The organism is Dyella nitratireducens (genome assembly GCF_014642835.1).
In the GTDB taxonomy this organism is placed as follows: domain Bacteria; phylum Pseudomonadota; class Gammaproteobacteria; order Xanthomonadales; family Rhodanobacteraceae; genus Dyella_B; species Dyella_B nitratireducens.
The window spans coordinates 1,276,497-1,289,132 of record NZ_BMJA01000001.1 but is presented as its reverse complement, the minus strand read 5'-3'; the positions used below and the strand labels follow the sequence as shown (position 1 = coordinate 1,289,132).

General features: G+C 62.5%; 11 protein-coding genes. All 11 read left to right on the top strand.

What is annotated here, in order from left to right:
- The first annotated feature begins 9 nt into the window (after positions 1–9).
- Complete coding sequence (gene mreC, locus IEX75_RS06060; RefSeq protein WP_188793344.1) at positions 10–1,014, top strand: rod shape-determining protein MreC; 1,005 nt, start codon at positions 10–12, stop codon at positions 1,012–1,014.
- On the top strand, positions 1,011–1,499 hold the full coding sequence (gene mreD / locus IEX75_RS06055; protein WP_188793343.1) for a rod shape-determining protein MreD: 489 nt from the start codon (positions 1,011–1,013) through the stop codon (positions 1,497–1,499). The genes mreC and mreD overlap by 4 nt, the downstream gene beginning before the upstream one ends.
- Positions 1,496–3,514 (top strand): penicillin-binding protein 2, encoded by a 2,019-nt coding sequence (gene mrdA / locus IEX75_RS06050; RefSeq protein WP_188793341.1) that lies wholly within the window; start codon positions 1,496–1,498, stop codon positions 3,512–3,514. Before mreD ends, mrdA begins: the two co-directional genes overlap by 4 nt.
- Positions 3,511–4,629: a rod shape-determining protein RodA gene (gene rodA, locus IEX75_RS06045; RefSeq protein WP_188793339.1), complete on the top strand. Its 1,119-nt coding sequence runs from the start codon at positions 3,511–3,513 to the stop codon at positions 4,627–4,629. Before mrdA ends, rodA begins: the two co-directional genes overlap by 4 nt.
- Before the next feature lie 40 nt (positions 4,630–4,669).
- Positions 4,670–5,659: a lytic murein transglycosylase B gene (mltB, locus tag IEX75_RS06040; RefSeq protein WP_188793337.1), complete on the top strand. Its 990-nt coding sequence runs from the start codon at positions 4,670–4,672 to the stop codon at positions 5,657–5,659.
- The gene (locus IEX75_RS06035) at positions 5,656–6,573 is read left to right on the top strand and encodes a septal ring lytic transglycosylase RlpA family protein (RefSeq protein ID WP_188793334.1); all 918 of its coding nucleotides are present in this window, start codon (positions 5,656–5,658) and stop codon (positions 6,571–6,573) included. Before mltB ends, IEX75_RS06035 begins: the two co-directional genes overlap by 4 nt.
- 68 nt (positions 6,574–6,641) lie before the next feature.
- Complete coding sequence (locus IEX75_RS06030) at positions 6,642–7,871, top strand: D-alanyl-D-alanine carboxypeptidase family protein (RefSeq protein WP_188793332.1); 1,230 nt, start codon at positions 6,642–6,644, stop codon at positions 7,869–7,871.
- A gap of 160 nt (positions 7,872–8,031) precedes the next feature.
- Positions 8,032–8,322 carry a YbeD family protein gene (locus IEX75_RS06025; RefSeq protein ID WP_188793330.1) on the top strand — a complete coding sequence of 97 codons (291 nt, stop codon included), beginning with the start codon at positions 8,032–8,034 and terminating at the stop codon, positions 8,320–8,322.
- A 161-nt stretch (positions 8,323–8,483) separates the two neighbouring features.
- Positions 8,484–9,152: a lipoyl(octanoyl) transferase LipB gene (gene lipB / locus IEX75_RS06020; RefSeq protein ID WP_188793328.1), complete on the top strand. Its 669-nt coding sequence runs from the start codon at positions 8,484–8,486 to the stop codon at positions 9,150–9,152.
- Positions 9,153–9,160: 8 nt separating this feature from the next.
- Positions 9,161–10,168 carry a lipoyl synthase gene (gene lipA / locus IEX75_RS06015; protein ID WP_188793326.1) on the top strand — a complete coding sequence of 336 codons (1,008 nt, stop codon included), beginning with the start codon at positions 9,161–9,163 and terminating at the stop codon, positions 10,166–10,168.
- Positions 10,169–10,178: 10 nt separating this feature from the next.
- On the top strand, positions 10,179–12,482 hold the full coding sequence (locus IEX75_RS06010) for a carboxy terminal-processing peptidase (RefSeq protein ID WP_188793324.1): 2,304 nt from the start codon (positions 10,179–10,181) through the stop codon (positions 12,480–12,482).
- Positions 12,483–12,636: the final 154 nt, after the last annotated feature.

Here is a 12,636-nt window from a genome sequence, read left to right as displayed (position 1 = left end):
GGCCTGGCCATGCCGCTAGCGCGCGAGGAGTCCTCGCCCCTGTTCGCCGGTACCGCCGCCGGAACCCTGCGGCTGATCTTCTATCTCGCCCTGGCGATGGTGTTGATGGTGCTCGACCATCGCAACGGCTGGCTGTGGCGCCTGCGCTATGCCACGTCGATCGTGGTCGAGCCCGTATACCGGCTGGCGAGCCTGCCGGCCGACGGCTTCCATGCGCTGGGCGTGGCTTTCGCCGACCGCCGCCTGCTTACCGAACAGAATCAGCGTCTGCGCGAAGACCTGCTGCTGGCCAACGCCAAGCTCAACCGTATGGCGGCGGTGGCCGAGCAGAACCAGCGCCTGAAGGAACTGCTCGATACCCAGCACAGTCTGGAACTGCATGTGCAAATGGCGCGCGTCATCGGCGTGGACATGGGAGCTTACCGGCATCGCATGATGATCAACCTGGGCGCACGCGACGGCATCAAGGCCGGCCAGCCGGTGATCGATGCGCGTGGCGTGGTCGGGCAGATCGTGGACGTGCTGCCGAACTCCGCCGAGGTGATGCTGGTGACCGATCCGGATCACGCCGTACCGGTGATGATCCAGCGTACTGGTTTGCGCACCATTGCCTACGGTTCGCGCAATGGTCAGCAGCTCAGCCTGCCGAACATACCGATGGCGGCCGATGTGCAGGCCGGCGACAAGCTGCTCACCTCCGGCCTCGGCGGGCGTTTTCCGCAGGGCTTCCCGGTGGGCGAGGTCATCAGCGTAGGGCCATCGGCCACCGGCATGTTCCTGGAAGCGCACGCGGAGCCGACTGCCGACCTGGATCGTGCTGATGAAGTGCTGGTGCTGCACGATTTGCCCGAGCCGGCTGGCCCGCCGCCACCTGTCACGCCGGCCGGCCCTCCCGCCAGCGAGGCACCCGCACCGGCGTCTACCGCGGCACTGCCGCGCGCAACGCCCACCACGCCAGCGTCACCCGCCAAGCCGGCCACCGTCGCACAACCTGCAGGGACGCCGTCCACATGAGCCGCCAGCGACTGTCCTTCTGGTGGTTCGTCGGCACTCTGATAGCAGCGCTCATGCTCATGCTCGTGCCGCTGCCGCATGTGCTGGAAGCATTCAAGCCCTATTGGCCTGCGCTAGTGCTGCTGTACTGGGCGCTGGAATCAGGCGAACAGCGCGTCACGCTGGGTCTCGCTTTCATCTTCGGCCTCTGCTCGGATTTGCTGACGGGTGTGCTGCTCGGCGAACAGGCCTTGCGCTTGTGCGTACTGGCGTTCATCGCCTTGCGCTTTCGTTCGCGCCTGCGCTTCTTCCCGATGTGGCAGCAGACGCTGGCGGTCTTGGCGTTGCTAGTCAACGACCGCTTCCTGTTGCTCGTGGTGCGTGCGTTTGCCGGCGAATCCACGCCACCGGCGCTATGGTGGGCATCGCCGTTTGTCAGTGCGGCACTGTGGCCGTTCCTGTTCCTGTTGCTCGATGACCTGCGGATGCGGTTGAGGCTGCAATGAAGCGCGGTGCAAAACGCCTGCGTATCTACAAGGACACGCGCGGTGAGGGTGAACTCTTCCGCCGCCGCGCCTTTGCCGGTTTTGCGCTGATCCTGCTCGGTCTGTGCGCGCTGGTGGGGCGCTATGTGTTCCTGCAGGTGCTGCATCACGACGAGTTCGCGCTGCGTTCGGTCAACAACAGCGTGAAGCCGCGTGCCATTCCGCCCGCACGCGGACTGATCTACGACCGCAACGGCGTGCTGCTGGCCGATAACGTGCCGGCCTTCCGCCTCGAAGTGGTGCCTGACAAGGTGCCCAACATGAACCAGATGCTCGCGGAACTCGGCAAAGTGATTCCGCTGGATCCGGATGATCTCGACGCCTTCCGCAAGCAGCTCAAACAATCGCGCCGCTTCGACAGCGTGCCGCTGAAGATGCGCCTGACCGAGGACGACATCGCGCGCTTCGCCGTGAACCGCTGGCGCTTCCCCGGTGTGGACGTGGCGCCTTACCTCACGCGTTACTACCCACTGGGCCCGCTGTTTGCGCATGTAGTGGGTTATGTCAGCCGCATCGACGCGGACGATCTGCAAAACCTCGATCAGGATCGCTACAAAGGCACCACGCACATCGGACGCATCGGCGTGGAGCGCTCCTACGAGGACATGCTGCACGGCACGCCCGGCTACGAGCTGGATGAAGTGAACGCCGACGGGCGCATCCAGCGCGTGCTGAAAACCGATCCGCCGGTACCGGGCAAGAATCTTTATCTGAGCATCGATGCGCGCATTCAGAAGGCGGCGCAAGATGCGTTCGAAGGTCGGCCGGGTGCAGCGGTGGCGATCGATCCGCGCAACGGTCAAGTGCTGGCCATGGTCAGCGTGCCGGAATTCGATCCCAATTTGTTCGTCAACGGCATCAGCTCGGCCGATTACAAGACGTTGATGACAGCAACCGACAAGCCGTTGCTCAATCGTGCGCTCAGGGGCGCGTACCCCCCCGGTTCCACGGTGAAGCCGTTCATGGGCTTGGCCGGCCTGGAATACGGCATTCGCACACCGCAAGACTCGGTGCTTTCCACCGGTGTGTTCTACATCCCGGGTCAATCGCGAGGCTATCGCGACGACGTGCGCGGCGGCGTGGGTACGACAAATCTCTACAAAGCGATCTACGCATCGGTCAATACGTACTTCTACAAACTCGCCTTGGATCTCGGCATCGACCGCATCAGCGAGTTCATGGGCAGCTACGGCTTTGGGCATCCCAGTGGCGTGGATCTTCCGGGCGAGGTGTCCGGCATCCTGCCGTCGCGCGAATGGAAGGCCAAACATTCACCCAAGGAGCGCAACTGGTATCCGGGTGAGACGGTGATCACGGGCATCGGCCAGGGCTATTGGTCGGTTACCGCCATGCAACTGGCACACGCCTTGGCAACGTTTGCGGGCCGTGGCATGCCCTATGCGCCACGCGTGGTGATGTCGACGGCGGATGTCGGCAAGCCGTCGTCGCCGTTGCTCAATCCACCCACCGGACCCTCCCTAATCAAAAACATGAAGGATTGGGAAGCGGTAAATGAGGGTATGCAGCTGGTGATCTACAGCACCGATCCGACGTCGACCGGCTTCGGTACGAAACTCGGTGAAGGCTTCCCGTATCGCATTGCCGGCAAGAGCGGTACCGCTGAGCGTTTCTCGCGTAAGACCGACGCGTATAACGAGGACAAGAACACGGCGTATCTCGCCGCGCGCCATCGCGCCTGGTTCGAAGCCTTCACACCCGCTGAGAATCCGCGCATTGCGGTCGCGGTAGTGTTGGAGGCGGGTGCATGGGGTGCCAAGGATGCTGGCCCGATTGCGCGCAAGATTCTCGATGCGTGGCTGACCGCACAAGGTGGCGCGGTGCCGCCGCATCAGCCGCTGCAGGAGTCTGCCCTGGCGCCGGCATCATCGACGCAAACGCCGCCGACACCCGAAGACACGCCGCAGGGCGACGTGCCTGCCCCCGACAGTTCCAGCGCGGGAGACGACACGCAATGACGATAGATACCCTACGTATCCGCCTCCATCGCTTCCTGCGCCGCGTATGGACGCGCCCGCGCATCGATCTACCGCTCGCATTCGCCTTGCTTCTGCTGTGCAGCGTTGGATTGGTCACGCTATACAGCGCAGGCGACGCCAATCTCGGCCTGGTCGGCGGGCAGGCGGCGCGCTTTGTGCTCGGTGGTGTGTTCATCCTGCTGATGTCACGCATTCCGCCTTCAATGCTGCGTAACTGGACGCCCTGGCTCTACGCCGGCAGCGTGATGTTGCTGGTCGTGGTAGCGGTGCTGGGCGAAGGTCGCGGCGCGGATCGCTGGCTCAATCTGGGCATCATGCGCTTTCAGCCATCGGAGCTGATGAAGCTGACCATGCCGATGATGGTGGCCTGGTATCTGCATCCGCGCCAATTGCCGCCGCGCTGGACGGACATCATTGTCGTGGGTGGGATGATCGCCATTCCCGCCGGCCTGATCGCCAAGCAGCCGGATCTGGGCACGGCGTTGCTGGTATCGGCAGCCGGAGCGTTTGCGTTGTTCCTCTCCGGCATGGCCTGGTGGCGCATCGGTGTGCTGCTGGCCGGTGCTGCCGGCATGGTGCCGATCGCCTGGCATTTCATGCACCAGTACCAGCGCGACCGTATCCTCACCATGCTCAATCCGGAATCCGATCCGCTCGGCAACGGCTGGCACATCATCCAGTCGCAGATCGCGGTGGGTTCGGGCGGCATCTTCGGCAAAGGCTTTGAGCAAGGCACACAGTCACGCCTGGACTTCCTGCCCGAACACACCACTGACTTCATCTTCGCTGTGTTTTGCGAGGAATTCGGCCTGATCGGCGTCTGCGCCATCCTGGTGCTTTACGCCTTCATCATCGGTCGTTGCCTGTGGATCGCGATGGAAGCGAAGGACACGTACTCGCGCCTGCTTGCCGGTGCGATCGGCATGAGTTTCTTTGTTTACGTGTTCGTCAATGGCGGCATGGTGTCGGGCTTGCTGCCGGTGGTGGGCGTGCCGATGCCGATGGTCAGCTATGGCGGCACCTCCGCGGTGTCGTTGCTGGTGGGTTTTGGGGTGCTGATGTCGATTCATGCCAATCGCAAGGTGCATGACTGATGACCCGTCAAAAACGCACATGCGTGTTACGCTCCTCCACATGAAGGGAAAAATCGTTTTTGCACTCGCAGCGCTGTTTTTCGCGACGCCATTCAGCGCATGGGCCGAACATCCGGGCCAAGCGCAACTGGTTGCCGAAGTCGCGAAAGATACCGGCAAGGATCCGGCCGCCTTGAATGCTTTGCTCGATGGCGCGAAGCGCCAGCAAAGCATCCTCGATGCGATCAGCCGCCCGGCCGAGGCAAAGCCCTGGAGCGAATACCGCCAGATTTTCCTTACGCCCGCGCGCATTGATGCAGGCGTCCGGTTCTATCTCGACCACCAGGCGCTGCTGGAACAGATCGGCAAAAAGTACGGTGTCGAACCGCAGTACATCGTCGCGATCATCGGTGTGGAGACGTTCTACGGTCGTCTCACCGGCAAATACAAGGTGCTGGATGCGCTGGTCACACTGGGTCTGTATTACCCACCGCGGGCAGCGTTTTTTCGCAATGAGCTGAAGACCCTGCTGGAGCTGCCGGATACGCAACTTGCCGGTCCCGTCGATACGCTCACCGGCTCCTATGCAGGCGCACAAGGCTGGGGCCAGTTCATGCCCAGCAGCATTCGCGACTTCGCCGTGGATGAAGATGGTGACGGCCGCATCGATCTGCAAAATTCATTGCCCGATATCTTCGGCAGTGTCGCCAACTACTTCGTCAAGCACGGCTGGGTCAGCGGTGGTCCGGTGGCAGCGCGCGCCCAGCCCGATGCGGCAGCGAGAGTGCTGACGCCGAAGGACGCTTCGCCGCAATGGACGATTGAACAACTCGAAGCCTGGGGCTACGCGCCGCTGCAGCATCTCGATCCGGGCGCGTCGAGCAGCTTGCAGACGCTGCAGGGCGCGAATGGTCCCGAATACTGGTTCACCTTCAAGAATTTCCAGGTGATCACCACCTACAACCGCAGTGTGATGTATGCGATGTCGGTGAACCAACTGGCGCAGGCAATCATCGAAGTGGTGCACGCACTGGAGAACGCGCCTAGATGAAGACGCTCCGGCGCCTGTCGCTGCTGCTCGCGATCACTCTGGTGCTAGCTGGCTGCGGCGGGCATCGCAGCACGCGTCCCTCTTACGCGTCATCGCGCGGCGGTTCGAGTTCGAGTGGCAGCTCCGGCGGCGTTTACGACGACACCAGCAAATCGCAGGGCAGCCGCTATCGGGACAGCAGTGACAGCATTCCGGATGGCCCGCCACCGGACGTGAGCAACTTGCCGGAGCCCGTGCCCAAGGTCGAACCGCGCTCGCTATACGGCAACAAGACGCCTTACAGCGTGCTGGGTCGCACCTACACGGTGCTGTCGACGGCGCGCGGCTACGACGAACGCGGTATCGCCTCGTTCTACGGCAGCAAGTTCCATGGCTACAAGACCTCGAGCCTCGAGGATTACGACATGTACAAGTTCACCGCCGCGAGCAAAGTGCTGCCGCTGCCGAGCTACGCGCGGGTGACCAATCTGCAGAATGGCAAAAGCGTGATCGTGCGTGTCAACGATCGTGGCCCGTTCCACGAAGACCGCGTGATCGACCTGTCCTACGCGGCAGCCGTGAAGATCGGCATCTGGCCCAAGGGCACCGGATTGGTGGAAGTGCAGGGCATCGACCCCTCCGCACCGCCGCAAGAGGAAGCGCCGCCGCCACCACTTGTCAGCGCAACGCCAGCACATGCGCCCAGTATTTACCTGCAAGTTGGCGCATTCTCCGACCCCGCCAACGCCGAACGCGTCGCCGCGCAGCTGCGTGTGGCGAATTTTGCGCCGGTGCAGGTATCTGATGCGACGATCGGCGGCCGGATCGTGCATCGCGTACGCGTAGGCCCCTTGAGTGACGTGGATAGCGCCGACCAGGTGAGCGCCAAGATCGAGCAAATGGGTCTGCCGCAGCCGCAGGTCGCGGTAGACTGACGTTTTTCCTGCGAAGAAGTCATGGCGCCACGCGCGCCGAGCACATAGAAATCGGAAGCAAGCCCAAAATGAATCCGTTCCGCCGTTCCCTGCACATACTTGCCGCTGCCGCACTGGTGTTCGGTGTCAGTGCCGTTGCACAACAGACTCCGCCCAAGCCCGTACCGAATCCGCCGCCCGCGCCAGCTGCCGTGGCGGTGCCAGTACCGCCGCCACCGGATGTCGACGCGAAGGCCTGGGTGCTGATGGACTACACCACCGGCCAGGTCCTTGCCTCCAAGAATCCCGATGAACGCGTGGAACCGGCCTCGATCACCAAGATCATGACCGACTACGTGGTCTCGGCACAGCTTGCCTCCGGCAAGATCCACCTTACCGATCAGGTGTCGATCAGCGAACACGCGTGGCGCGCGGGTGGTGCGGGCACGGACGGCTCGACCAGCTTCCTCAAGCTCAACAGCCAGGTGCCGCTGAAGGATCTGCTGTACGGCATGATCATCCAGTCCGGCAACGACTCGGCCATCGCGCTGGCCGAACACACCGCCGGTTCCGAAGAAACGTTCGCGAACCTGATGAACGCCTATGCCAAGCAACTCGGCATGGTGAACTCGCACTTCGCGAACGCCTCCGGCTATCCGATTCCTGATCACTACTCCACGGCGCACGACATCGCGATTCTTTCGCGTGCGCTGATCCACGACTATCCGGACGACTACGCCATCTCCGCGATCAAGGAATTCACCTGGAACGGCATCAAGCAGGGCAACCGCAATACCCTGCTATGGCGCGATCCGAGCGTGGACGGCATCAAGACCGGCCACACCGCCGAGGCCGGTTTCTGCCTGGCCGCGTCGGCCAAGCGCGGTGATGCACGCATGATCGCGATCGTGATGGGCTCCAGCAGCGAGAAGTCACGTGCGGATGCCGCGATTGCGCTGCTCAACTACGGCTTCCGTTTCTACGAAACACACAAGCTCTACGAAGCCAACAAGCCGCTGTCCACGCCGCGCCTGTGGAAGGGCGAGGAAGATCAACTGCCGCTGGGCGTGATGCAGGATGTGTTGGTCACCGTAAAAACGGGCGACTACGAGAAACTCAAAGCAACGATGGACATTCCGTCCACGCTGATTGCGCCTTACAAGAAGGGCCAGCAGGTCGGCACGCTGCACATCACGCAAGACGGCCAGAACATCATGGATGTGCCGCTGGTTGCGCTCAACGATGCGCCGCAGGGCGGTTTCTTCAAGCGGTTGTGGGACAGCATCCTGCTTTGGTTTCACGGTAGCGGCAAGAAGTAGGCATTGACGCGCTCGGCCCTTGCCGGGAGGGCGCTAACACATGGACGTCATTCCCGCGAAAGCGGGAATCCATTTTGCTCCAGTGCAAAAGGCGAAAATGGATTCCCGCTTTCGCGGGAATGACGGCCGGGTGAGATGAGGAGTCATTCGGAGAACGCCCATGAAAGAACTGAGCGACATCAAAGCGCAACAAGAAGGCCAGGGATTCCAATTCCCCGGCGAGTTCGAGATCACCGCCATGGGCAACGCCAGCGCGGACCTGAAGGCCCGCGTGCCGCAGATCCTGGAAGGCATCGGTTTGCACGTGCTGCACGAGACGGTGAAACATCGCCATTCACGCGAAGGCAACTTCCTGTCCGTCACCGTCAGCTTCCGCTGCGAAACCCGTGAGCAGTACGACCTGGCGCACACCGCGCTGCGCGCCGATCCGGATATCCGCTATACGCTGTGAGTCCGGATTTTTCCCTCGTCCCTCCGGGGGAGGGAAGGGTGGGGGCCACTCTTGCAAGGAATGTTGCAGCAACACAGCAAGATCAGACGCCACTTCCGTCACTTGCAAGCCATTGCCGATGGCCACAGATTGGCCCCATCCCCGCGCAGGCCCCACGATCCATGTCCCTACCGTTAAAAATCCGCCGTCTCGGCCGCCAACCCTACGCGCCGGTCTGGCAGGCGATGAGCGCTTTCACCGACAACCGCACCGCCGATACCACTGACGAGCTGTGGGTGTTGGAGCACGATCCCGTCTTCACGCTCGGACAAGCCGGCAAGATGGAGCACGTCCTGGCACCGGGTGAGATTCCGGTCGTGTCGGTGGACCGTGGCGGACAGGTCACCTATCACGGCCCCGGCCAGATCGTGGCTTATCCGCTGATCGACCTGCGCCGTGCCGGGGTAGGGGTGCGTGAGCTGGTCAGTCGGATCGAGCAGGCCATCATCGATACCCTGGAGCACTGGAATATCGAGGCCGTACGCCGTGAAGGCGCACCCGGGGTCTATGTGGCGGACGCCAAGGTGGCAGCCCTGGGCCTGCGCGTGCGCCGCGGCTGCAGCTTCCATGGGCTGGCCTTCAACGTAAACATGAACCTGGAACCGTTCCACCGCATTAATCCTTGCGGTTACAAGGGCCTGGCGGTCACACAGGTGCTAGACTTGGGCGGTCCGTCGCGGCTGTCGGACGTCGAGGATGTGCTGATCGGTCAGTTCTGCCGGCAGTTCGGCTTCGAGGCTGAATCGGCCGCTCCCGTGATTCCCGAACTCCCCGCTCGCATGGCGGTCTGAGCTATTTCATGAGCGATACCAGCGCATCCTCCAGCAAAGCCATTCCGATCAGCGTCGTCAGCGGCGCGCCAGCCGAGAAGCAACTCGGGGGCGACAAGATCGCCCTCAACCGCGCCGGCTTCGATACCAACGTTCCCACACTGCGCAAACCCAGCTGGATCCGCGTGCGTCTGCCACAGGGCAACGCCGTACAGCAGTTGAAGGCACGCTTGCGCGAGAACGCGCTGGTCACGGTATGCGAAGAAGCCTCCTGCCCGAACATCCACGAGTGTTTCAGCAAGGGCACCGCCACCTTCATGATCCTGGGTGACGTGTGCACGCGCCGTTGTTCGTTCTGCGATGTGGCACACGGCCGTCCGGCTGCGCCCGATCCGCTGGAACCGGCGCGCCTGGCCGACACCATCCGCGACATGCGCCTGAAGTACGTGGTGATCACCTCGGTGGATCGCGACGACCTGCGCGATGGCGGTGCGGAACATTTCGCTGCCTGCATCCGCGCCGTGCGCCATGCCAACCCCACCACCCGCATCGAAATCCTTACGCCCGATTTCCGTGGCAAGGGCCGCATGGAGCGCGCGCTGGAAGTGTTGAAGGATTTCCCACCGGACGTGTTCAACCACAACCTTGAAACCGTGCCGCACCTGTATCGCGAAGTGCGTCCGGGTGCCGACTACCAGTGGTCGCTGGATCTGCTCAAGCGCTTCAAGGCGCAGCATCCGGATGTGCCCACCAAGTCCGGCATCATGCTGGGCCTGGGCGAAACCTACGAACAAGTGATCGAAACGCTGCGTGACCTGCGCGCGCATGATGTGGAGATGGTCACCATCGGCCAATACCTGCAGCCCACACCGCATCATCATCCAGTGGTGCGCTACTGGACGCCGGATGAATTCGAATCACTGCGCGTTGCCGGCGAGGCGATGGGTTTCCATCACGTCGCCTCCGGCCCGCTTGTCCGTTCTTCCTATCACGCCGACCAGCAGGCTCACGCGGCTGGCGTCACCGAGCACGCCTGAAGAGAAACCCATGACCCTTCGCTTTCGTCCCCTGCTAGCCCTGTTGGTCGCTTTGAGCGTCACCACGACGGCAGCCTTCGCGCAATCGGCCGCCGACATGGGCGCCAGCAAGCCGCGCAAGGTATCCACGCTGCCGCTGCAACCGACCGCCGACGAAGCCAACGCGGCACTGATCTCCGCGCACCTGCTCACCCGCTTCCACTACGACGCGCAGCCGCTCGACGAAGCGATGTCGCAGAAGATCTACAACTTGTATTTCAAGTTGCTGGACGGGGAAAAGGTCTTCTTCACGCAGGAAGACATGGCGAAGTTCGCCAAGTACAAAGACCAATTGGGCAACGCGATCTGGAACAAGGATCTGTCCGGCCCGTTCGACATCTTCAACCAGTACATCCTGCGCGCCATCGACCGCATGAACTATGCGCGCAGCCTGTTGAAGCAGGGCTTCGACTTCAACACCCAGGACACCTACACCATCGACCGCAAGAAGGCCGACTGGCCCAAGGACCAGAACGAGCTCAACGACTTGTGGCGCAAGCGCACCATGAACGACTGGCTGCGCCTGAAGCTGGCCGGCAAGAGCGACGACGACATCCGCAAGACGCTCGACAAGCGCTACAGCAATTACATCGACCGCATGAAGCAGCTCGATGACCAGGACGCGCTCCAGACCTTCATGACCGCGTATGCGAACTCCACCGATCCGCATACCGATTACATGGGTCCGCGCGCCGCCGAGAACTTCGACATCTCCATGAAGCTGTCGCTGGAAGGCATCGGCGCCGTGCTGCAGCAGCGCGATGATTACACCGTGATCCGCGAACTCGTGCCCGGTGGTCCCGCGATCAAGTCCGGCAAGCTGCACGTGGGCGACTACGTAATGGGCGTGGGTCAGGGCGACACCGGCGCAATCCAGGACGTGGTCGGCTGGCGCATCGACGATGTGGTCAACCTGATCCGCGGCAAGAAGGACACCACCGTGCGCCTGGAAATCGTGCCGGCTGACCAGGGCACCGAGGGCAAGCACGACACCATTTCGCTGGTGCGCAAGAAAGTCACCATCGAAGAGCAGGCTGCCAAGAAGAAGGTCATCGAGATCACCGACAACGGCGTCACCCGCAAGATCGGGGTGATCGAACTGCCGATGTTCTATTCCGACTTCGGCGCACGCAGCGAAGGCGACAAGAACTTCAAGAGTGCCACCCGCGACGTCGCCAAGTTGCTGGGCGAACTCAAGGCCGAAGGTGTGCAGGGCGTGGTGATGGATCTGCGCAACAACGGCGGCGGCTCGCTGTACGAGGCGAACGAACTCACCGGTTTGTTCATCGACAAGGGCCCCGTGGTTCAGGTGCGCGATGCGCGCGGCCAGGTGCAAGTGCAGGGCGATGACGATCCGGGCATGAGCTGGAGTGGCCCGCTGGCCGTGCTGGTCAACCGTGGCACCGCGTCGGCGTCGGAAATTTTCTCCGCAGCCATCCAGGACTACGGCCGCGGCCTGATCATCGGCACGCAGACCTTCGGCAAGGGTACGGTGCAGACCTTGATCGACCTCAACCGCTTCGCCGCCGACACCGACAACAAACCGGACTTCGGCGCGCTGAAGATGACCGTGCAGGAATTCTTCCGCATCAACGGCGGCTCCACCCAACTGCGTGGCGTCACGCCGGATCTTCAGTACCCGAGCAATGGCGATGACAAGGATTTCGGCGAGTCCACCTACGACAACGCGCTGCCGTGGACCCAGATCGCACCCGCCGACTACAAGCCGGTCGCCGATATGAAGGCCTACCTGTCGCAGCTGGCGCAGATGCATGACGCACGCGTGGCCAAGTCGCCGGCATGGCAGCTGATGCTGGACGAACTCAACCAGTACAAGAAGTTGGCCGACCGCACCAGCATCTCGCTGAATTACGACCAGCGCCAGGCCGAGCGCAAGCAGTTGGATGCGATGCAGGCCGACTTCCGCGCACGCCACAAGACGATCGACGGCGGCGCCGCTGACGTGAGCGATGACGACCAGCTCGACGACGGCCTCAACCCGAGCGAGCGCAGTCTGAAGTCGGAATTGAAACAGCAGGAAGAAGCCAAGAAGGCACCTGATCCGCAGCTGCAGGAAACCGCGCACATCCTGTTTGATGCAGTTGGCCTGATCGGTTCCGACCCGAAGCTGGCGGCAGAAGTACTGCCGTACGGCGGCAAGCAGGGCGATAGCCCGTCGATGGCCGCGGCCAATGGCCCGGTCTCGCTGCCGACACCGATGACGGAGCCGGGTGCGTCGCCGGCGCCGGCCGCGGCCGGGTCGAGCGGCAAGTAGGCCAAGGGTCTATGAAACAAAAAAAGCAGCGCTTCGGCGCTGCTTTTTTTATGGCGGGAAACATTCGTAGGTTGGGGTGCAAACCCCAACATCGCCATGTCTGTGCGCTCCCTGATGTTGGGGTTTGCACCCCAACCTACGCCCATGGATTTCG

Coding starts and splice junctions, on each gene's coding strand:
- mreC (WP_188793344.1), top strand. CDS start 10: ATGCCGCTAGCGCGCGAGGAGTCCTCGCCCCTGTTCGCCGGTACCGCC.
- mreD (WP_188793343.1), top strand. CDS start 1,011: ATGAGCCGCCAGCGACTGTCCTTCTGGTGGTTCGTCGGCACTCTGATA.
- mrdA (WP_188793341.1), top strand. CDS start 1,496: ATGAAGCGCGGTGCAAAACGCCTGCGTATCTACAAGGACACGCGCGGT.
- rodA (WP_188793339.1), top strand. CDS start 3,511: ATGACGATAGATACCCTACGTATCCGCCTCCATCGCTTCCTGCGCCGC.
- mltB (WP_188793337.1), top strand. CDS start 4,670: ATGAAGGGAAAAATCGTTTTTGCACTCGCAGCGCTGTTTTTCGCGACG.
- IEX75_RS06035 (WP_188793334.1), top strand. CDS start 5,656: ATGAAGACGCTCCGGCGCCTGTCGCTGCTGCTCGCGATCACTCTGGTG.
- IEX75_RS06030 (WP_188793332.1), top strand. CDS start 6,642: ATGAATCCGTTCCGCCGTTCCCTGCACATACTTGCCGCTGCCGCACTG.
- IEX75_RS06025 (WP_188793330.1), top strand. CDS start 8,032: ATGAAAGAACTGAGCGACATCAAAGCGCAACAAGAAGGCCAGGGATTC.
- lipB (WP_188793328.1), top strand. CDS start 8,484: ATGTCCCTACCGTTAAAAATCCGCCGTCTCGGCCGCCAACCCTACGCG.
- lipA (WP_188793326.1), top strand. CDS start 9,161: ATGAGCGATACCAGCGCATCCTCCAGCAAAGCCATTCCGATCAGCGTC.
- IEX75_RS06010 (WP_188793324.1), top strand. CDS start 10,179: ATGACCCTTCGCTTTCGTCCCCTGCTAGCCCTGTTGGTCGCTTTGAGC.